Annotated in this window: 20 protein-coding genes; 7 read left to right on the plus strand and 13 right to left on the minus strand. The window is 61.2% G+C overall.

Going from position 1 to position 21,285, the window contains the following annotated elements; translation table 11 throughout:
* Positions 1-41: 41 nt before the first annotated feature.
* Entirely contained in the window at positions 42-437 is a 396-nt protein-coding gene (locus DFR48_RS08775; RefSeq protein ID WP_114362787.1) for a (R)-mandelonitrile lyase, read from the minus strand.
* A 208-nt stretch (positions 438-645) separates the two neighbouring features.
* On the opposite strand from DFR48_RS08775, the gene DFR48_RS21925 reads away from it, so the two are divergent.
* Both DFR48_RS21925 and ftsZ read left to right on the plus strand, forming a co-directional pair.
* A complete protein-coding gene (locus tag DFR48_RS21925; protein ID WP_170141835.1) occupies positions 646-807 on the plus strand; it encodes a hypothetical protein in 162 nt (53 codons plus the stop codon).
* A gap of 235 nt (positions 808-1,042) precedes the next feature.
* Complete coding sequence (gene ftsZ / locus DFR48_RS08780; RefSeq protein WP_114362788.1) at positions 1,043-2,080, plus strand: cell division protein FtsZ; 1,038 nt, start codon at positions 1,043-1,045, stop codon at positions 2,078-2,080.
* A 24-nt stretch (positions 2,081-2,104) separates the two neighbouring features.
* On the opposite strand, the gene DFR48_RS08785 is transcribed toward ftsZ, so the two are convergent.
* Positions 2,105-2,692, minus strand: coding sequence for an IMPACT family protein (locus tag DFR48_RS08785; protein WP_114362789.1), 588 nt, complete (start codon positions 2,690-2,692; stop codon positions 2,105-2,107).
* Between the two features lie 502 nt (positions 2,693-3,194).
* On the opposite strand from DFR48_RS08785, the gene DFR48_RS08790 reads away from it, so the two are divergent.
* From DFR48_RS08790 to DFR48_RS08810, 5 genes are all read left to right on the plus strand, one after another.
* Positions 3,195-4,790: an ABC transporter substrate-binding protein gene (locus tag DFR48_RS08790; RefSeq protein ID WP_114362790.1), complete on the plus strand. Its 1,596-nt coding sequence runs from the start codon at positions 3,195-3,197 to the stop codon at positions 4,788-4,790.
* Between the two features lie 163 nt (positions 4,791-4,953).
* Entirely contained in the window at positions 4,954-5,958 is a 1,005-nt protein-coding gene (locus tag DFR48_RS08795) for an ABC transporter permease subunit (protein ID WP_114362791.1), read from the plus strand.
* A gap of 14 nt (positions 5,959-5,972) precedes the next feature.
* On the plus strand, positions 5,973-6,881 hold the full coding sequence (locus DFR48_RS08800) for an ABC transporter permease subunit (protein ID WP_114362792.1): 909 nt from the start codon (positions 5,973-5,975) through the stop codon (positions 6,879-6,881).
* A 1-nt stretch (position 6,882) separates the two neighbouring features.
* Positions 6,883-7,734, plus strand: a complete 852-nt coding sequence (locus tag DFR48_RS08805; RefSeq protein ID WP_114362793.1) for an ABC transporter ATP-binding protein — start codon at positions 6,883-6,885, stop codon at positions 7,732-7,734.
* Positions 7,731-8,591, plus strand: coding sequence for a dipeptide ABC transporter ATP-binding protein (locus tag DFR48_RS08810; protein ID WP_114362794.1), 861 nt, complete (start codon positions 7,731-7,733; stop codon positions 8,589-8,591). The genes DFR48_RS08805 and DFR48_RS08810 overlap by 4 nt, the downstream gene beginning before the upstream one ends.
* 50 nt (positions 8,592-8,641) lie before the next feature.
* Here the strand turns inward: DFR48_RS08810 and DFR48_RS08815 are convergent, their stop codons facing one another.
* From DFR48_RS08815 to DFR48_RS08865, 11 genes are all read right to left on the minus strand, one after another.
* The gene (locus DFR48_RS08815; protein WP_114362795.1) at positions 8,642-9,613 is read right to left on the minus strand and encodes an oligopeptide/dipeptide ABC transporter ATP-binding protein; all 972 of its coding nucleotides are present in this window, start codon (positions 9,611-9,613) and stop codon (positions 8,642-8,644) included.
* Positions 9,610-10,596 (minus strand): ABC transporter ATP-binding protein, encoded by a 987-nt coding sequence (locus tag DFR48_RS08820; RefSeq protein WP_114362796.1) that lies wholly within the window; start codon positions 10,594-10,596, stop codon positions 9,610-9,612. The genes DFR48_RS08815 and DFR48_RS08820 overlap by 4 nt, the downstream gene beginning before the upstream one ends.
* Complete coding sequence (locus DFR48_RS08825) at positions 10,593-11,468, minus strand: ABC transporter permease (RefSeq protein ID WP_425359243.1); 876 nt, start codon at positions 11,466-11,468, stop codon at positions 10,593-10,595. Before DFR48_RS08825 ends, DFR48_RS08820 begins: the two co-directional genes overlap by 4 nt.
* Entirely contained in the window at positions 11,465-12,415 is a 951-nt protein-coding gene (locus tag DFR48_RS08830) for an ABC transporter permease (RefSeq protein ID WP_114362797.1), read from the minus strand. Before DFR48_RS08830 ends, DFR48_RS08825 begins: the two co-directional genes overlap by 4 nt.
* Positions 12,416-12,530: 115 nt before the next feature.
* Positions 12,531-14,000 (minus strand): ABC transporter substrate-binding protein, encoded by a 1,470-nt coding sequence (locus DFR48_RS08835; RefSeq protein WP_245415573.1) that lies wholly within the window; start codon positions 13,998-14,000, stop codon positions 12,531-12,533.
* 257 nt (positions 14,001-14,257) lie between these two features.
* Complete coding sequence (locus DFR48_RS08840) at positions 14,258-15,361, minus strand: glycoside hydrolase family 88/105 protein (protein ID WP_114362799.1); 1,104 nt, start codon at positions 15,359-15,361, stop codon at positions 14,258-14,260.
* 3 nt (positions 15,362-15,364) lie between these two features.
* A complete protein-coding gene (gene pglA / locus DFR48_RS08845; protein WP_114362800.1) occupies positions 15,365-16,876 on the minus strand; it encodes a polygalacturonase PglA in 1,512 nt (503 codons plus the stop codon).
* Between the two features lie 56 nt (positions 16,877-16,932).
* Positions 16,933-18,186, minus strand: coding sequence for an ABC transporter substrate-binding protein (locus DFR48_RS08850; protein WP_114362801.1), 1,254 nt, complete (start codon positions 18,184-18,186; stop codon positions 16,933-16,935).
* Between the two features lie 29 nt (positions 18,187-18,215).
* On the minus strand, positions 18,216-19,331 hold the full coding sequence (locus DFR48_RS08855; RefSeq protein WP_114362802.1) for an ABC transporter ATP-binding protein: 1,116 nt from the start codon (positions 19,329-19,331) through the stop codon (positions 18,216-18,218).
* A gap of 3 nt (positions 19,332-19,334) precedes the next feature.
* A complete protein-coding gene (locus tag DFR48_RS08860) occupies positions 19,335-20,243 on the minus strand; it encodes a carbohydrate ABC transporter permease (RefSeq protein ID WP_114362803.1) in 909 nt (302 codons plus the stop codon).
* Between the two features lie 2 nt (positions 20,244-20,245).
* Positions 20,246-21,130, minus strand: a complete 885-nt coding sequence (locus DFR48_RS08865) for a carbohydrate ABC transporter permease (RefSeq protein ID WP_114362804.1) — start codon at positions 21,128-21,130, stop codon at positions 20,246-20,248.
* Positions 21,131-21,285 lie beyond the last annotated feature (155 nt).

Below are 21,285 nucleotides of genomic sequence, written 5' to 3' on the forward strand. Positions count from 1 at the left end.
CGCGCACGGCGGAGTGGTCTAGGCTTCCGGCTCACCGCTGATCAACCTTCATAGTCGGCGTCGTTCACCTGCTCCAGCCATTCGACCGCTACTCCGTTCAGAGCCTCCTGGATGGCGATGTGGGAGACTGCCGTCGTGGAGGTCGCGCCGTGCCAGTGCTTTTCGCCGGGAGCGAACCAGATGACGTCACCTGCCTGCACCTCGCGTCGTGGTTTTCCCCAGGCCGCCACCCATCCGCGTCCGGCAGTGATGATGAGCGTCTGGCCAAGCGGATGAGTATGCCAGGCGGTACGCGCGCCGGGCTCGAAGGTGACGTGGAGCGCACGCAAGCGGGCCGGTTCTGGAGCATCGATGATCGGGTCCTGACGGACCGCACCGGTGAAATAGGCCGGCGAGGGTACGGTGGAGGCTCGTGATCCGCAGCGAATGATTTCCACCTGTGTCCTCCCACTCGTTGCAGCTTCCGTCATTCCGGCGCCTCATAGGCCTTCCATACCGGCGGTCGGTGATTCGTACCTGTCAGCGCAGTCCTGAGTGCTCTTTCCGACGTGTAGCTTTCCGCTCGGCTCAAGCTTTGCGCAAGCGAATTCTCTTACGGACGAAGGATCAGCCGGGATGTCGACCGGCCTTTGAGGGGACAATGATATGTCGAACGAAGCCGATCACTTCTTCCATCGCCAGGACCGCGACGTGCAAGTCCTCATCGCCGAAAACAAGGGCGATGAACTGACCGATATCCTCGTGGAGGCGCTGTACGATGCCTTTCGCATCCTGCGCGACGAGGCGGAAGGCGAAACGCTGCACTAGTGCAGCGAACTGACGTTTCCATCATTGCCCGCTGCCGACGACGGTCCGAACCCCGGCCGCAGACCGCGCAACTTCGTCGAATGCCATGGACATTCAGCTTTGCCTGCATCATGCCGTTTTTCGAATGCTAAACTTTGCGCGGTGATTCGCATCGTGCCGGCCGGAGGCCGGCCAGTACCAATTCCAGCCGCCTGCGCCTCGCGCTGAGCGGCTTCAACGGCTCCGGGAGACGAGCATGACGGACAACAGGAAACCGGAGATTACCGAAATGCGGCCCAAGATAGCGGTCATCGGTGTCGGCGGCGGCGGCGGCAACGCAGTCAACAACATGATTGCCGAGGGGCTGGAGGGCGCGGAATTCATCGTCGCCAATACGGATGCCCAAGCGTTGACGATGTCCAAGGCCGCACGGATCATCCAGCTGGGTGCGACCGTGACTCAGGGGCTCGGAGCCGGATCCTTGCCCGACGTCGGCCGTGCCGCAGCCGAGGAGTCGATCGACGAGATCATGGATCACCTTGCCGGCACGCATATGTGCTTTGTTACGGCGGGTATGGGCGGCGGCACCGGAACCGGTGCTGCACCCGTGATCGCGGAAGCGGCACGTCGGGCGGGCATTCTGACGGTCGGGGTCGTCACCAAGCCCTTCACGTTCGAGGGCCGGCGCCGCATGCAGGCTGCGGAAGAGGGCATCGAACGCCTGAGGGAAAGCACCGATACCGTCATCGTCATTCCCAATCAGAATCTCTTCCGCGTCGCAGACGCCAAGACGACCTTTGCAGACGCCTTCTCGATGGCTGACCGGGTGCTCTATTCCGGCGTGGGATGTATCACGGACCTGATCGTCAAAGAGGGCCTGATCAATCTCGATTTCGCCGACGTCAAGACGGTGATGCGCGACATGGGACGCGCCATGATGGGAACGGGCGAAGCCTCCGGGGAGGCTCGCGCGATGAAGGCGGCGGAGGCGGCAATATCGAACCCGCTGCTCGACGAAGTCTCGATGAAGGGCGCCCGCGGCGTGTTGATCTCGATCTCCGGCGGAACGGACATGACCCTGTTCGAAGTGGACGAGGCCGCTACCCGCATTCGCGATGAGGTCTACCACGACGCCAACATCGTCGTCGGCGCGATCTTCGACCAGAGCCTTGCCGGAAAGTTCAGGGTTTCGGTGGTTGCGACCGGACTGAGCGATCCGCTTTCGGCGGAAGAAGCGGCGGTTGTCGGAGGCGAGGGGCACATGAGCGAAGGCATGGCCCGATTGCTGCAATAGCGGCGTTGTCGCGCCCGCTATTGCCTAGGTCGATGTGAGAAGCATCGACCGGCCACTTGTAAGGTCGGCAACCAGTCTGCTTACCTCCGCGATTTCGTGCGCCGGAAGTGCGAGCGCGAGTTCGGCACCTTCAGCCGTGAAGGTCTCCTCTTCAATCCGGAGATTGGGCACGGCAAGCAGGCGCGCCTTGACGAGCGCCAGGTCGGCAAAGCCGACCCGCACCTGTGCGGGTACTCGCGGAACGACAAGGATTTTCTGCGCCGCTCGAAGGCAGGTCGCTGCAGTTCCACCATAAGCGCGGATCAGACCCCCGCTGCCGAGCAGGATGCCGCCGAACCATCGACTGACGACGACAGCCACATGGTCCAGCGACTGTCCGTCGATCGCTTGCAGAATCGGCCTTCCAGCCGTTCCACTCGGCTCACCGTCGTCGCTGAACCTGTATATCGAGCCGATACGCCATGCCCAGCAGTTGTGCCCGGCGGAGTGTTCTGAACAGGTTTCGATGAAATCCCTCGCCGCCGCCTCGGTGGCGACCGGACCGGAGACAGCCTGGAACCGGCTTTTCTTGATTTCCTGTTCAAAGGTTTCTGTGCTCTCAAGCGTGTACATTCCCGATCTCCCGGTACACGACTTAGGACACCCGCATCGGGAAGGCCAGCCCCATGACTCCAGCGAGTTTCGGGCCTGTAACGGGCGGTATCGTCCAAAAAACGACCTCAAAATCGCCAAGAAACGCCTCATTCGCCCTTTCAGACACATTTTTAGGGCAAGTTCGTGTCACTGGCTCGACAAGTGGTTTGTAATCGTTATGCTGCGCCCCATACCGCTTTGGTGGTAGAAAAATACTAAAATCGTGCCAATTCAAGAAAACACGAATGACGATCGGCTCGACCCGAACAAAATTCTCCCCCTCTCAGTTTCTTCGATCAGAGCAGCCGACCAACGGTTTTGCTTCGATCGTGAAAGGGACCGCCTCGGGTTTTCTCGTGGCGAGGTGGCGAACGCGTGTGTGTAGAGAGTTCGGAGAATGCGGCCAACTTTCGGCCGGAACCGCGAGCCGTTGAAACAACCCGGGCCGGCGGTCCGGCCCTCTTCAATTGGGAGACACACTATGAAGTATAAACTGGGTATCGCTGCTGCACTGCTTTCGGCGACTTTCTTCGCCGGCGCCGCGAGCGCCAAGACCTTCGTCTACTGTTCGGAAGGTTCGCCGGAAGGTTTCGACCCCGGCATGTATACTGCCGGCACCACCTTCGACGCCTCTGCCCATCCGGTCTACAGCCGCCTAATGGAGTTCAAGCCGGGCACGACGGAAGCCGAGGCCGGTCTGGCCGAAAGCTACGAAGTCAACGCTGATGGCACCGAGTACACCTTCAAGCTGCGTCCGGGCGTGAAGTTCCACACGACCGAATTCTTCACGCCGTCGCGTGATCTCAACGCGGACGACGTCATCTTCTCGCTGGAGCGCCAGATCAAGGCTGACCATCCGTGGAACCAGTACGTCGCAGGTACCTCCTGGGAGTATGCTGCAGGCATGGGCTTCCCGGAACTGATCAAGTCAATCGAGAAGGTCGATGACCTGACCGTCAAGTTCGTCCTGAATCGTCCGGAAGCACCGTTCATCGCCAATCTCGCGATGCCTTTCGCCTCGATCGTTTCGAAGGAATACGCCGACAAGCTCGAAGCCGAAGGCAAGAAGGAACAGCTGAACCAGATGCCGGTTGGAACCGGACCGTTCGTCTTCGTCGGCTACCAGCAGGACGCCGTCATCCGCTACAAGAAGAACGCCGACTATTGGGGTGGCGCACCCAAGATCGACGACCTCGTCTTCGCGATCACCACGGATGCTGCGGTTCGCTATCAGAAGCTGAAGGCCGGCGAATGCCACCTGATGCCGTTCCCGAACGCTGCCGATGTCGAGTCGATGAAGGCTGATCCGACCCTCACCGTCATGGAGCAGGAAGGCCTGAACGTCGCCTACCTCGCCTACAACACGACCCAGGCCCCGTTCGACAAGGTCGAAGTTCGCAAGGCGCTCAACAAGGCGATCAACAAGGAAGCCATCGTTGATGCCGTCTTCCAGGGTATGGCAACGCCGGCGAAGAATCCGATCCCGCCGACGATGTGGTCCTACAACCAGGCCACCCAGGACGACTCCTACGACCTCGACGCGGCGAAGAAGGAACTCGAAGCCGCCGGCGTCAAGGATCTGTCGATGAAGATCTGGGCGATGCCGGTTTCGCGTCCCTACATGCTGAACGCACGTCGCGCCGCTGAAATCATGCAGGACGACTTCGCCAAGATCGGCGTGAAGGTCGAGATCGTGTCCTACGAATGGGCCGAATACCTCGACCGTTCGAAGGCCAAGGATCGTGACGGTGCCGTCATGCTCGGCTGGACCGGCGACAACGGCGACCCGGACAACTTCCTCGACACCCTGCTCGGCTGCGAAGCCGTCGGCGGCAACAACCGTGCCCAGTGGTGCAACGAAGAGTTCAACGCCCTGGTGAAGAAAGCCAAGGTCACGTCGGACCAGGCTGAGCGCACCAAGCTCTACGAAGAAGCGCAGCTCGTGTTCAAGCGCGAAGCGCCTTGGGCCACGATCGACCACTCGCTCTCGGTCGTTCCGATGCGCAAGGAAGTCTCCGGCTTCGTTCAGAGCCCGCTCGGCGACTTCACCTTCGAAAACGTCGACATCGCCGAGTAATCGGAACCGTCACTGTTTCGCCGCGGGCCTTGGCCCGCGGCGTTTGTCGTTGATGCGGGATCGATCTCGCGTCATGCTCGAAGGCTCCGCTGAAGCGGTCCGGGCAAACTGAGACGGCCATGGGGCCGCGGTTCGACCTCTCAAAAAACAACGGGTCTCACAAATGTTTGGCTTTCTCCTGCGACGGCTCGCCGTCTTGATCCCGACCTTCATCGGCGTCTCGATCATTGCCTTCGCCTTCATCCGGCTTCTTCCCGGTGATCCCGTCGCGCTGCTTTCTGGCGAGCGTGTCATGTCGCCCGAACGCCACGCTCAGATCAGTGCGCAGCTTGGCCTCGATCGGCCGATCGTGGTCCAGTATTTCGACTATCTCGGCGGCGTGCTGACGGGTGATTTCGGCACCTCGATCGTGTCGAAAAGCCCGATCATCGACCAGTTTTTCGCGCTCTTCCCGGCAACCGTCGAGCTTTCGCTCTGTGCGATCCTGATCGCAATCGCGATCGGCGTCCCGGCCGGCATCATCGCGGCCATCAAGCGCGGCTCCTTCTTCGACCAGACCATGATGGGCATCGCCCTCGTCGGTTACTCCATGCCGATCTTCTGGTGGGGCCTGCTACTGATCATCCTCTTCTCCGGTATCCTGCAATGGACCCCGGTATCCGGTCGCATCTCGCTGATGTTCTTCTTCCCGCCGGTCACCGGCTTCATGTTGATCGACAGCCTGCTGTCGGGCCAGAAGGGCGCCTTCGCCTCGGCGGTCAGCCATCTGGTCCTGCCGTCGATCGTGCTGGCGACCATTCCGCTCGCCGTCATCGCCCGTCAGACGCGCTCCGCCATGCTCGAAGTCCTGTCGGAAGATTACATCCGGACCGCCCGGGCCAAGGGTCTGTCTCCGATGCGCGTCGTCGGTCTGCATGCGCTGCGCAACGCGATGATCCCGGTCATCACCACGATCGGCCTCCAGATCGGCGTGATGCTCGCCGGCGCCATCCTTACCGAGACGATCTTCTCCTGGCCGGGCATCGGCAAGTGGATGGTCGACAGCGTCTTCCGCCGTGACTACCCGGTCATCCAGGGAGGCCTCCTCCTGATCGCCGGCATCATCATGGTCGTGAACCTGATCGTCGATCTGCTCTACGGCCTGATCAACCCGCGCATCCGCCACTAGAAGGATAAAATCCCATGGCAGAGACAACAAACAGCCAGCCGATTTCGAGCGCTCAGTTGCGCCGCCAGATGCTGGCCGAGTTTTGGTTCTACTTTTCCGAAAACCGCGGCGCAGTCATCGGCCTTGTCGTTTTCGTCGCTCTCGTGCTGATCGCCGTCTTTGCCGGCGTCATCGCTCCGCATTCCCCCTTCGAGCAGTATCGCGACGCGGTTCTGCTGCCCCCGGCTTGGCTCGAAGGCGGCAACTGGAGCTATCCGCTCGGCACCGATCCCGTTGGTCGCGACATCCTTTCGCGCCTGATCTACGGCTCGCAGTATTCGCTCTTCATCGGCGTCTTCGTTACCACGCTGTCGCTGACGACGGGCATCGCGATTGGGGTCATCGCCGGCTACTACGGCGGCTGGCTCGACACGGCGATTATGCGCCTGATGGACATCATCCTGGCCTTTCCGTCGCTGCTGCTTGCACTTGTTCTCGTCGCGATCCTTGGCCCAGGCCTGACCAACGGCATGATTGCCATCGCACTCGTCCTGCAGCCGCACTTCGTGCGCCTGACACGAGCAGCCGTGATGTCGGAAAAGACGCGCGACTACGTCACAGCTGCCCGCCTCGCTGGTGCGAGCCCGCTTCGCCTGATGTTCAAGACGATCCTGCCGAACTGCATGGCGCCGTTGATCGTCCAGGCGACGTTGTCGTTTTCGAACGCCATCCTTGACGCGGCCGCACTCGGTTTCCTCGGCATGGGCGCCCAGCCGCCGGCCCCCGAATGGGGCACGATGCTTGCCGAAGCGCGCGAATTTATCCTCCGGGCCTGGTGGGTCGTCACCTTCCCCGGTCTTGCAATCCTCATCACCGTGCTGGCCATCAACCTGATGGGCGACGGCCTGCGCGATGCACTCGATCCGAAGATGAAGAGGTCGTGACATGGCCCTGCTCGAAATCCAGAATCTGACGGTCGAGTTCGAAACGGCGACGGGGTGGTTCAAGGCCGTCGATGGCGTTTCGCTCTCGGTCGATGCCGGTGAAGTGCTGGCGATCGTCGGTGAATCCGGCTCGGGGAAGTCCGTCTCCATGCTGGCGGTGATGGGGCTTCTGCCATGGACGGCGAAGATCACTGCCGATCGCATGCTGTTTGAGGGGCGCGACATCCGGAATCTCTCGCCGGCCGCTCGTCGTGAGCTGATCGGCAAGGACATCGCGATGATCTTCCAGGAGCCGGTCGCAAGCCTCAACCCCTGCTTCACGGTCGGCTTCCAGATCGAGGAAGTTCTTCGCGTGCATATGGGAATGGACAGGAAGACGCGCCGAACGCGAGCGGTGGAACTTCTCCGCCAGGTCGGCCTTCCCAATCCGGAAGAACGGCTCGGCCATTTCCCGCACCAGATGTCCGGTGGTCAGTGCCAGCGCGTGATGATCGCCATGGCAATCGCCTGTAATCCGAAGCTTCTGATCGCCGACGAGCCGACCACAGCGCTCGACGTCACCATCCAGAAGCAGATTCTCGACCTCCTGATGTCGCTGCAGGCGAAGAACGGGATGGGCCTCATCATGATCACCCACGACATGGGCGTGGTGGCGGAGACGGCCGATCGGGTAATTGTCCAATACAAGGGACGGAAGATGGAAGAAGCCGACGTCCTGTCGCTCTTCGAGTCGCCGAAGAGCAACTACACCAAAGCGTTGCTGTCCGCGCTGCCGGAAAACGCAACCGGTGACCGCCTGACGACGGTCTCCGACTTCATGACCGGAGCGGAAGCCGCGGGAGAAGACGCATGAGCGCCACGCAGGAAAAGACCAGGCCGATGCTCGAGATCCGCGACATCAAGCGCGACTATCATGTGCCGACCGGCCTCTTCAAACCGGAGAAGATCGTTCATGCCGTGAAGGGTGTGTCCTTCTCGCTGGAGGCCGGAAAGACGCTGGCGATTGTCGGTGAAAGCGGGTGCGGCAAGTCGACTCTCGCCCGCATCCTCACCTTCATCGACGAACCGACTTCGGGCGAACTCCTTATCGACGGAAACAAGGTCGACACCCGTCCGGGGCATCTGACCCCCGAGATGCGCCGGAAGGTGCAAATCGTCTTTCAGAACCCCTACGGATCGCTCAATCCGCGCCAGAAGATCGGTGACGTCCTCGGTGAACCCCTGCAGATCAATACCGGCATGTCGGCAGCGGAGCGACGGGAGCGCGCCACCGAGATGCTGATCAAGGTGGGTCTCGGACCGGAGCACTACAATCGGTATCCGCACATGTTCTCCGGCGGCCAGCGCCAGCGCATCGCTATCGCCCGCGCCTTGATGCTCAATCCGAAGCTGCTGGTGCTCGACGAACCGGTGTCGGCGCTCGATCTCTCGGTCCAGGCTCAGGTTCTGAACCTGCTCGCCGACCTGCAGGACGAGTTCGGGCTGACCTACGTCTTCATCAGCCACGACCTTTCGGTGGTTCGTTATATCGCTGACGAGGTCATGGTGATGTATTTCGGTGAGGCCGTCGAGTACGGCACGCGCGACGCAGTGTTCTCCGACCCACAGCATGAGTATACGAAGACGCTGTTTGCGGCGACACCGCGGGCAGACGTCGAATCGATCCGCGCACGTCTCGTCGCGAAGGGCCGCCTGAAGGCTGCCGGCTGATGATCAGGCTGCTGGCGGCCCCTGCCATTGCGGATGCCGCCGGTTCAGCATCAGGTCCTGTCGAGGCTCGGGCGATGGCAGGCGACAGAGCGTCCGGCTGATACCGGACGCAATTCCGGACGTTCCGTCGCGCATCGTTCGATGGCGAGCGGGCACCTCGATCGAAACGCGCAATCGTTTTCTCCTGCCGGCACTCTGCGCGGCAGCCGCACCTGCGGCTTCTGCCGATGCTGCACTTGGACACTCGGCTCGGCCGCCGCCAGGGCCTGCGAGTATGGATGGAGCGGCGTTCGAAAGACCTCGTCGGCCGGTCCCGTTTCCACGATCCGGCCACCGTACATCACGCCCACGGTGTCAGCGATGCAATCGACTGCTGCAAGATTGTGGCTGATGAAGAGGAATGCAACGCCACGGCGCTCGCGCAAATCCATAATGAGATTGAGTATCTGAGCCTGAACCGAGAGGTCGAGCGCGGAGACCGGCTCGTCCGCGATGACCAGCTTCGGCTCGGTTACCAGTGCGCGAGCTATCGCGATGCGCTGGCGTTGCCCACCGGAAAACTCATGCGGGTAGCGGCGCGTATGGTCGACGGACAGTCCGACACTCTCCAATACTTCGGCTACCCTGTCCTCAATCTGCCGACGACCGAGATGTGCCGGCAAGGCATGGAGCGGCTCGGCCACGGTCCTGCCTATCCTCTGGCGTGGGTCGAGGGACCCGAACGGGTCCTGGAATACCATCTGGAACGCGCTACGCCGGCGCATTAATTGCCGGGCGGGTAGTGCGAAAAGGTCGTCACCGTCGAACATGACCTTGCCGGACGTCGGCCGGTCGAGCGCCGCAACGATGCGCGCGAGCGTCGATTTTCCGGAACCGGATTCACCGACCAGGCCGAAAATGCTCGCGGGCTCCATACGGATCGACACAGAGTCGAGTGCACGATGGCGATGTGGCGACGAGAACACGGTGTGTGAGACGTAGTCACGCGTCAGTTCTTGCACGTCGAGAAGCGGGGCTTTCATCGGGACGTTTCCCGGCTTGGGTCATGGATGCAGCGGCTCCCTCTTCCCTCTGGCAGCGAGATCCAGGGCGGGTCCACCTCACGGCAACGCACTTCACGCTCCGGGCAACGATCGGAAAAGGCGCAACCGCGCGGAAGATGCGTGAGGTGCGGCGCCGCTCCCGGAATGGTAGCGAGGCGCTGTCCTCTTTCGAGACGACGCGGCACGGCGTGCAGAAGACTGCGTGTGTACGGATTGGCCGGATCGGCGAGAACCGCGCGTGTCGCTCCCTCCTCCATGATCCGTCCTGCATACATGACGATCATGCGCTCGCAGGTATTGGCGACGACGCCGAGATCGTGGCTGACGAAGATGAGAGCCATACCCTGGTCTCTGACGAGTTCATCGAGAACGTCGAGAATCTCCGCCTGCACGGTGACGTCCAAAGCCGTCGTGGGTTCGTCCGCGATGAGCAAGGCCGGTTCCAGCGCGAGGGCGATCGCGATGCCGACGCGCTGGCGCTGCCCGCCGGACATTTCGTGCGGATATGTTCCTGCTCGGCGGTGGGCATCCGGAATCCGCACCCGGTCGAGCAGTCGGAGTGCCTCGGCACGGGCAGCCCGCCAGCTCATTCTCCTGTGCCAGACGAGCCCCTCCGCAACCTGGTCGCCGATCGTCATCGCCGGATTGAGGGCGGTTGCCGGCTCCTGGAAGATCATGCCGATCCTGTTTCCGCGGACATGGCACATCTCGTCGTCCGAGAGCGTCAGCAGGTTCTGTTGCTCGAAGGTGATGCGACCGTCCGGCGTGGCCGTCGTCGGCAGCAGGCCCATGATCGCAAGGGCAAGCAGAGACTTTCCGGAGCCGGATTCTCCGACAATTCCGAGTGTCTCGCCCTCGCGCAGGTCGAACGATACGTCGCGCAATATCGAGGATGCCGCGCCATCGCTTCCGTGGAGCGACACGGTCAACCCGTCGACAGCAAGCAGAGTTTCGCCCTTCATGGGCGGCCCTCGGTCCGCGGATCGAACAGGTCGCGCAGTCCATCGCCCAGCATGTTGAAGCCAAGGACGGCCGCGGCGATCGCACTTCCGGGCAGAATGGCGAGCCATGGAGCGGTTTCGAGATAGGTCTGCGCATCGGCGAGCATGCGGCCCCAGGTCGGCGCGGGCGGCGGTGTCCCGAGCCCGAGGAAGCTCAAACCCGCCTCGGTCAGGATTGCGAGACCGAGCTGGATCGTCGCGTGTACGATGATCTGGCTCGCGATATTGGGAAACACATGCTCGATGGTAATGCGCAAATCGCCCTTGCCTGCGCCGCGTGCGGCAAGAACATAGTTGCGCGACCAGATCTGCCGTGCCGCACCGGCGGCGACACGTGCGAAGACGGGGACCATGAACACAGCGATGGCAATCACCGCCGTCGTCCGTCCCGCGCCGAGAAACGCGCCGAGCATCATCGCCGACAGGATCGGCGGAACAGCAAAGACCACGTCCGCCGCGCGCATGACGAATGCGTCCGGAAGACCACGTCTGGCGGCGGCAAACATCCCGATCACAGTCCCGATCGACGCGCCGAGGGCGACGGCCGCGGCAGCGATCGACAGCGAGTTCCATGCGCCGGCCATCAGCATGGACAGGACATCGCGCCCGTATTGGTCGGTCCCGAGCAGACCATAGGATAGCGGCGGCTGCAGCTTGTGCGCGATCTGCATCTTGCCCGAGGGGAGCGGCGTCCAGACCAGTGAGATCAGCGCGACGGCGACGAGAGTGCTGGTCACAGCCCCGCCAGCAATAACTCCCGCGCCTCGTCCCGGCAGCCGGCGGGTCGCCGGCTCAGCGGCCATCGCCGCCTCGCTCTCGCCAGGATACGTCATGTGCTTACCTGCCTCAATCGTGGATCAAGGAAGAGATAGGAAAGATCGACCACGAAACTCATGATGACGACGAGGCCGGCAAACAACAGGACGACATCCTGCATAACGAGGATGTCCCTCTGCATCAGCGATTGGTAGGCGAGCCTGCCCAACCCCGGGAGGTTGAAGACATTCTCGACGAGGATCGCTCCGGCAATGAGGAAGGTAAGTTGCAGGCCGAGAACCGTGACGACGGGGATCAGGGCGTTTGGAACGGCATGCCGCCAGAGCGCAACTCTTCGCGGCAGACCCTTCGCCCGCGCGGTGCGGACGAAATCCTCGTTCAGCACTTCGAGCACGGCCGAGCGGGTTACCCGTGTCAGGACGCCGGCCTGTGGCAGCGCGAGCGCGACGGCCGGCAAGACAAGCGACTTCAGCGCCGCCCAGAAGCCGCTCTCCCATCCCGGGAAGCCGCCCGCCGGCATCAGTCCAAGGCCGACGGAGAAGAGAAGAATGAGCAGGAGTGCGACCCAGAAACCCGGAACGGCGATGAAGAGCTGCGAGATGACGCCGACGACGTGATCGAGCACGGAATTGTGCCGCGCCGCCGAGAGGGTTCCGAGCGGCACCGAGATCGCAAGGGAGAGCGTCACCGCTATGACCGTAAGTGGAAGGGTCACTGCAAGACGTTCGACAAGCAACTGGGAGACTGGAACGCCATAGACGTATGACGTGCCGAAATCGCCATGAAGCGCATTCGCGATCCATGAAAAATAGCGAAACACGAGCGGCTGATTGAGCCCGAGTTCATGACGCAGGGCGGCAAGCGTATCCGGGCTTGCCGACGTGCCGAGCATGATCGCTGCCGGATCGCCCGGCAGCACGTCCATGACGAGAAAAACAAGCGCCGACACGGCAAGAAGCGTCAGGAACAAGGCTGCCATGCGGCGTGCCAGCAAGGCCATCATCGCAGATATCTCCCGCATTCGCAGGTAGCCGAACGCCGTCGCCGCTCCGCTGCGTCGCCGGCCCTGCAACGGGCCGTGCTGCAGTGCCGGACATCAGTCCTGCCGGGGATGGCGTTCACTCTTTCCAATGGACGTTCGTCAATACGTTTGAAGGGATAGGCTCGTTCGCCCAAAGCCCTTCAAGCTTCTTTTTCCAGACACCGAGCTTCGGCATCACGAAGAGATAGAGGGCCGGTACGTCTTCCGCGAGGATCTTTTGAGCCTCGCCATAAAGCGCGTCTCTCGTTGCCGGGTCAGCCGTATGCTCGGCCTTCCTTATGAGGTCGTTCAGCATCGGATTCTTGTAGTTGAAGTAGTAGGAATCGCGACCGTAGATGTCGATGTCCGTCGGCTCGGCATGAGCGACGATCGTTATATCATAGTCCGCATTCTTGAAGACCTCCTGCACCCACTTCGCCGGGAATTCGGTTGTCTCGATGGTCATCGTGACTCCGATCTCCGCAAACATGGCCTGCATTATCTCGGCACTGCGGCTGGCATAGGCCATCTGCGGTGCCTTCATCATAAAAGTGAAGCCGTCCGGATAGCCTGCTTCCGCCAGCAGTGCCTTCGCCTTTTCGGGATCGTAAGGATGGATGCCGGTCAAGTCGACGAACCCGCGATCATTGGGCGTATAGTGGCTGCCGATCGGAGTTCCGAAGCCCGACCATGCTCCATCGATCAGCGTCTTGCGATCAACTGCCATCATCAGGGCCTGGCGGACTCGCTTGTCGTCGAACGGCTTGCGCGCGTTGTTCATGCCTGCGACGACCTTGAGTTCCGTGTTGCCGATGACGGTCGTCAGGTTCGGGTCGTCCTTGAAGCTTCCGACGAGCTCCGGCGCGGCGAACTCCGGAAACGCGTCGACATCGCCGGACTTCAGTGCCGCCGCCTGTGCCTGCGGGTCGGATATGAAGCGGAAGGTCACTTTCTGAAGTCCGACCGATACCTCCTTGTTCCAGTAATCCGGATTGGCAGCGAGTTCGACCTTGTCGCCTTTCACCCACCGGACGAATCGGAAGGGACCTGTCCCGACCGGCGTTGTTTTGTCGCTTTCCGCGCTCCTGGTGCCCACGATCACCGATGACGGCCATGCGAGCCAATAGAGCAGACTCCCGGCAGGTTCCCTGAGCTTGAGGACGAGCGTTTCTGCGTCTGGCGTTTCGATCCCTGCAATCGACGCGAAGAAGCGCTTCTGCGGGTTGACCGAGTCTGCACCGCGGGCACGTTCCAGAGACGCCTTGGCGACCGCGGAATCGAATGCTTCGCCGTCATGAAAGGTTACGTCGCGTTGTAGCTTGAAGGTATAGGTAAGGCCATCAGAGGAGATGCTCCAACTCTTTGCTAGTTGCGGCTTGATGTCGCCGTCCTGGTCGATGGTGACGAGGCCCTCGAAGAGGTTCTGCCATGTGACTTGCCCGATCGCAACTGGCGCTGCGATCGTCGGATCAAGGCCCGTCGGCTCGATTGTCATGCCGAGGACAAGCGACTTGTCCGAAGCCCCGCCGAACGCGTTCGCCGGTATGACGAGGATCGCAGCTGCCACGAGATTGGACAGAAACCTGTTCAGCAGATGGTGCCCGGCGGTTCGAAAGGCGTTGACTGTCAAAATTCCCCTCCTCGAGCTATTTACCGGACGTCCTGCGTCGGCACTCTCGGCGGAAATACTGGCATCTCGCATCCGCTCACACAACGGCGTTTCTCTCGCTGGCATGCGCGCATGATCGCCAAGTCTCTGCTATCGCCCCGGATTGGCGAGAAGTGGTGCAGGCGGTCAGATCAGAGGGATCGACGTCGTCGGCTCTATCGTCTGTCGGCGAGCGCCGCCTGCGAAAGGCGGAGGCGCTCGGCCTCAGCCATCATCAACGGTCCGACGCCCTTCACGTCGTCGGGCTGCAAGGGTTCCGACAGGTAGTAGGCGGGTGTTCCGTCACGATAGACTCCTCCGAGCCCCCCCAGTCCTGCCACGCAGCAGACATCCCAGAGTACAATCCGGTCCTTTCCGTCGGGACGCAATGCGTTTTCCTGCAGCGACCGGAACGCGGCTTGTCCAATCTCCGGGTCGACACCTGCCACGCCCAACCGTGCCGCCTTGAGATAGGCATATGCGAACATGGCCGTTGCCGAGCTTTCGGCATAGTTATCGGGAAGATCTGGCTGATCGATCACCTGAAGCCATCGCCCGTCCGGCGTGCGTAGTTGCTTGAGACGGACCGAGAGTTCGCGAAGGTGGCTTGCGAGCGTATCGCGCTCGCTACCGGCTGGCAGGCATTCGACGAGATCGACCAGCGCCATCGCCATCCAGCCTATCGCGCGTGCCCAATGCGTCGGGGAAAGGCCGGTATCTTTGTCGGCCCAGGGTTGCTGACGGCGTTCGTCATAGCCGTGACGATAAAGACGGCTTTTTTCGTCAAAGGTGAGCGTGAGTGCGGTCAGCATCTGCCGTGTGGCGTCGGCAACAAGCGCTGGCCTGTCTGTCGCTCGGCCAAGCTCCACCTTGAACGGCAGCGTCATGTAGAGGCCATCGAGCCAGACCTGATGCGGGTAGCGCAATTTGTGCCAGTAGCATCCGACGGCAATGCGCGGATGCTCTTCGAGCTGAATGGCGAGATGTTCCGTCGCGGCGCGGTAGCGCGGATCGTGCGTGTGCCGGTCGAGGTAAAGCAACGCACGTCCCGGCAACAGGTTGTCGATGTTGTACTCTTCCGCGGCATAGCCGCGTATTTCGCCCGTGGGGTCGATCTGGCCGTTGACCAGCCGAACCAGATGATCAAGCCAGCGTCCGTCGCCGGTCGCATCGTGGAGCGCAGACAGTCCGCGATAGAGACATCCGTCCTCGTAGCACCAGGCTCCTCCCTTGTAATAGGCGTAATCGCGCGCATAGCTGTCAAAATAAGTGCTCAGCATTGCTCAGAGCCACTCGGCTTGGCAGGGATCGAGAACGGTGAAGTCCGGCACACCGCCGAATTCAGCGTTCTCCGCCAGAATGCCGGCGTGCCGTACGGGGTTCACCCCGCAGGCCATCACGGGGACCGCAGCGACCGCGTCGGGTGCATAGGTAACGGCAAAGTCCTTCACCGAGACATTCCTGATCGGTGCTTCCGGCAAACCGTAGAGCGCGGCCGCGGCAATATGCGTATTGGTTGCGGTAAGACGTCGAACCGAGATTTCCGCAATATGCGGTGTGCCTTCGTCAACAGGCCGCGGGGCTCGCGATTGTACCCAATCGGAGCATCCGTCGGGGTCACAGAAATAGAACGCATTCACGACAATCGGTGTCGCGACGTGGTCCATCTCGCAATCTTCGAGACAAACGGCGCGCACTTCTCCACCACGCCCGCGGCGGGTCTTGATTCGCAGACCTCGATCGGTGCGCTGCATGACGCAACGCGATATCATGACGTCACGAACCGAACCGCTCATTTCGCTGCCGATGACGACGCCGCCATGTCCGCGCTCCATCAGACAGTTCTGAACGCGAATGTTCTCGCACGGCTGGTCGAGCCCGCCTCGGGGGGCACGTTTTCCGGCTTTGATCGCGATGCAGTCGTCGCCGACCGAAAAGCGAATGCCCGAGAGCGTGACATTTCGACAGCATTCCGGGTTGAGTCCGTCGGTATTTGGTGAATCTGGATCATTCTCGATCGCGAGACCTGCCATGAGCACGTTTCGGCAAAGAACCGGGTGGATGGTCCAGGACGGCGAATTGCGCACGGTGAGACCGGTCAGGCGAATGTCGCGTCCGTTGGAGACGAAAATCGTGCGAGGCCGGCGGGCGCCGTTTCTCGTCTCCTTCGCCCAGGTCCACCAGTCGCCGCGGTCGCCGCCGCCGTCGACGACGCCGGCTCCCGTGATCGTCAGTCTCTCGCAGCCAAGTGCCGTGAGCAGGCTTGCATAGCATTGCTCCGCCACACCTTCCCAGGTCCCGAGTACGCGGCCGGTATCGTCATACGCGGGCAGAACAGGATACTGGGAACGGTCGGAATGAGCCGACAGCACCGCGCCGTCCTCTAGCAAAAGCGTCATGTGGCTCTTCAGGAACAACGGGCCGCTGAGCCAGGTGCCGCGGGGGATGCGCAACGTGGCATCGTGGGGCAAGGCATCAATAGCCGCCTGTATGAATGCCGTGTTGTCGTCACGGGCGGGTTCGGCACCGAAGTCACTGATCGAGACCAGCTTGCTTTCGGCCTCCGTCATGAAAGCGAACCTCGTGTCGCCAATCGTAAGAGCGTAGCCGGTGCTCGGTTCAAGATCGACGAGCGTGAAGACGATAGTCTCCGTGACACCGCCCGACGCCGTCTTCCCGTTGTCGAACGTGAGCCGCCAGTCGAACGGTTGGGGTAGATGGTAGCGGTACAGTGTCGGTTCGACGGCGATGGTGGCCGTCCGGGCCGTTGCGGCCAGTAACACGATCGAGGGCATTTAGGGTCGTTCCGTTGGGGCGTGCCGTCCTTGAAAGCGGCACGCGGAGTTCGGGATCAGAGCTCTGCAAGGACTTCGTCGATCCCGGTGATGATCTGTTTGGCTGCAGCTGTGGAATCGAGCTGCCCGTAGGAATATTCCTCCAGCGTATCGAGGAAGATGTTACGGATTTTCGGATCCTCGTTCAGCGGGGAGACCGCCGGCCCCGTAGCTGCCATGATGATCCTGTGTGCTGTCGCGAGTTCCGGCTCCACCGAGCCGGCGACCGTTTCCGCGGCGATTTTGCTCGCCGGGAGCCCGCGGCTGGTACCGAGAATCTTGATGGCCTCTGGTTCGTTCAGAAGGCAGTTCAGGATCTGCGCCGCCGCCTTCGGATCTTTCGAGTTTCGGGAAATCGAAAATACCATCGACGGCTTGCGGTACACCCCCTCGCTGACGGCATCGGCATCTTTCAGATGCGGCACCGGAACGAGTTTCTGTCCCTCTTGCAGGGGATCGGCATACTTCGAATAGGTGGAGTCCCATTCATAGGAGCCGGCGATCCGGCCATCGGCCCATTTGGGGCTCTCGAAGAGATTGAGATTGCCTTCGCCGGCGAGGTCCTTCTGTGACATGACGACGCCTTCGCTGACCATTCTGCCATAGAAGCCGATGGCGGCTGCCAGCTCGGCCTCGCTCCAAGCGACCTTCTTGGTTTCCGGATCGATCATGTCCTTGCCGGTGTTCTGGGTCGCCTGCAGGGAGACGAGCAGGATGGCCGTCTCCTTCACGGCATTCATCGGATGGGTGTCGGGGCCGATCTTCTCCTTCAGCACCTTGGCCGAGGCGAATAGGTCGTCCCAGGTCTTGGGTATGGGAAGGCCGACCTTTTCGAAGGTGGTCGTGTTGAACAGGAAGACACGGCCGGTGGTGGACACCGGAAGTCCGTTCAGTTTCCCATTTATGGTGCCGCCCTGAAGGTCCGACTCCGTCCATTGTCCGAGATCTATGATGTCGGCATATTCCCTGAGGTCCGCAAAGCCATCACCGTTGATCGAAAACAACGGCAACCACGGCCAGTTGATCTGCATGATGTCGGCCTCAGTGCCGCCGGCGATCTGGGTTGTGACTTTCTCAAGATGTCCGTCCCAGCCGGTGAACTCCGGCGCGATGGTATGCCCGTACTTTTCGCCACATACCTTCAGAGCTTCCTGTGTCGCCTTGTGGCGGCTGTCTCCGCCCCACCACGACATGCGCAGTTCGGCCGCCGAAAGGCTGTTCAGGCTTGTTGCCGCGAGTAGTGCGGCGATCGTGTTCAGGACCAGTTTCATTCTCGTTCCTCCCTGAAGTGTCGTTGCGTTCACGTCCGGTTCGCCAGTGAGATATTCTCGCCCGTAAGCCGATCGAAGATATGGGCAGCACCCGCTTGTGACCTGATCCGGATACGCCCGTCCGAGAGATGGTGCCGGTCGAAGCCCGCCGCGGGAGTGGCAACGATGAACCCATGTCCCTCGACGTCCGCGTAGACGTAGATTTCGTGCCCCATGAACTCGATATGGGAGACTTTACCGGCGAGAGCATTCTGCTCGTCTTGTCTGACGATCGCGAGATGCTGCGGGCGAATGCCGAATGTCACCTCCGTCACGCCCTCGCGGATCCGACCACGAAAGCTGTCATCGAGCCTGATCGTCTGGGTTCCGATCCGGAGTTCGCCGTTGCTGGAGAGATCGGCGTCAACCAGGTTCATTTCCGGCGAACCGATGAAGCCAGCGACGAAGGCGTTGGCAGGGTGGTTGTACAGGTTCACCGGGTCGGCGACCTGCATGATCCGCCCTTCCTTCATCACGCAGATGCGGTCGCCCATGGTCATGGCTTCCGTCTGATCGTGCGTGACGTAGACGGCCGTCGATTGTTCCCCCTCGGCCTTCAGTTGCTTGTGCAGGTCGGTGATCCGGACCCGCATGGAGGCGCGCAGCTTCGCATCGAGATTGGAGAGTGGTTCGTCGAAGAGGAAGACGCGTGGCTTCTTGATCAGCGCGCGCCCGACGGCGACACGTTGCGCCTGTCCACCGGAAAGCTGCTTCGGTAGTCGGTCGAGCAGTTCGCCGATCTCCAGAATGTTTGAGACCTCGTTTGTCGCCGCCTCAATTTCCGACCGCGGGCGGCGTTTGAGGCGCAGGCCGAAGGAAAGATTCCTGCGCACACGCATGTGCGGGTAAAGCGCATAGTTCTGGAAGACCATCGCGATCCCGCGCTCTCCCGGTGGTCTATCGTTGATGAGTTGGTCGGCAATCCTGATTTCGCCGCCGGTCACCCGTTCGAGCCCTGCTATCATGCGTAGGGTCGTTGATTTGGCGCAGCCGGAGGGGCCGACCAGAACCATGAATTCGCCGTCCTCGACGGCGAGATTGATGCCGTGCACAGCTTTCACCGCACCATAGTTTTTTTCAAGATTCCTGAGTTCCAGTCTGGCCATATCCTACCCCTTGATGCCGCCGGTCGAGATGCCTTGGATGAAGTATTTCTGGGCGAGGAAGAACACCACGAGGGCGGGCGTGATCGCGAGTACGGACATCGACAGAACGCGGTTCCATTGGAACGCTTCGGTGGTGTCGATCGACAGCTTGAGTGCCAGCGAGATCGGATATTTCTCGACTGACGAGACGTAGACGAGCGGTCCCAGAAAGTCGTTCATCGTCCACATGAACTGAAAGAGGCAGACGGACACGAGGGCGGGAGCCAGCAACGGAACCACGATGAAGACCAGCGTCTGCCAGCTGGTCGCCCCGTCCACGCGCGCGGCCTCCTCCATGTCGCGAGGAATCGCTCTCAGGAACTGTACCAACATGAACACGAAGAACGCGTCGCCGGCAAAGGCCGATGGTACCCACAGCGGCAGGAACGTATCGAGCCAGCCGAGGTCGCGAAAAAGTACGTACTGTGGAATGCGGGTGACCACGTTCGGCAACAGGAGGGTCCCGATGAGCGAGGCGAACAGTGTCTTTTTGCCGGGGAATTCGAAGCGCGCGAAGCCGTAGGCGACGGCCGTACAGGAGAGCGCCGTCCCGATGACCTTCGGAATCACGATCCAGAAAGTGTTCAGGAAGAAGCGACCGAACGTATATGGTGTCGACGTCTTCCAGCCTTCCACGTAGCCGCTGACGGTCGGGGATTGCGGGATGAAGCCCGGGTTGGCGAAGATCTCCGAATTCGTCTTGAAAGAGGCGCCGACCAGCCAGATCAGCGGATAAAGCATTATCAGGCCGACTATCAGAAGCAGACCGTAGCGCAGCGCCGCAACGACTGTATGGCGGCGGTTCTCCCGTGCCGTCGACCGCTCCAGGTCGGCGTCACGGTCGATCACTGTGGGCAACGTGTGTTCGACCATGGTCAGCTCCTCTTGTCGCCGGCGTAATAGACCCAGTGGCGTGAGGACCAGAAGGCGATCAGCGCCAGGACCATGATGATGGAGAAGAGCACCCAGGCGATCGCCGAGGCATAGCCCATTTCGAACCGCTTGAAGGCCTCTTCGTAGATATAGAGCGGCAGCAGATAGGTCGCCTTTAGGGGGCCGCCCTGCGTGATGATGTAAGGCCCGTTGAACTCCTGGAAGGCCTGGACCATCTGCATGATCAGATTGAAGAAGATAACAGGCGTGACGAGCGGGAGGGTGATGTGGACGAAGGACTTCCAGCGCCCTGCGCCGTCGATTGCCGCCGCCTCGTAGAGAGCCGGATCGATGCTTTGCAGGGCCGCCAGGAAAATCACCATGGCCGAGCCGAACTGCCAGAGCCGTAGCAGCGTGATCGTGAAGAGCGCGTTTTCCGGATCGCCGAACCAGTTGACAGGTTCCAGTCCGACGGTCTGCAAGGCCATGTTGGCCAAGCCGACGTCTGAGAAGATGTAGCGCCAGAGGACGGCCACGGCAATCGACCCGCCGAGGATCGACGGAACGTAAAAGGCCGTGCGGAAGAAGTTTATGAACCTCAGCTTGTAGTTGAGAATGACGGCAATGAAGAGAGCGAAGGCCAATTTGAGCGGCACAGTCGTGAAGACATAGAAAAGTGTGACACTCAATGACTTCTGGAACGTCCTATCCGCGCTGAAGAGCTTCCAGTAGTTTTTCAGCCCGACAAAAGCCGGCTCTCCGATCAGGCTGTAATTGGTAAAGCTCAGATAGAAGGAGGCGGCAAAGGGTATTGCGGTGAAGACGAGGAGTCCCGCGATATACGGCGCGAGGTAGAGGAGGCCCATGAGGCGGTGTTCGCCGCTCATAGTGCCGCTCCGATTATCAGAGAGTCAGCGGATGCTGCGGTGGTCGCAGTGCCGAAAAACAGATATCCCGTATTGTACATCGCCAGTTCGAGCCAAATCGGGAAAGCACCGGCTCCCATGCCCAGCAGTTCCCCGATATTGCCCACTCCTCCCAT

It is taken from the genome of Ciceribacter lividus (genome assembly GCF_003337715.1).
Taxonomy (GTDB): domain Bacteria; phylum Pseudomonadota; class Alphaproteobacteria; order Rhizobiales; family Rhizobiaceae; genus Allorhizobium; species Allorhizobium lividum.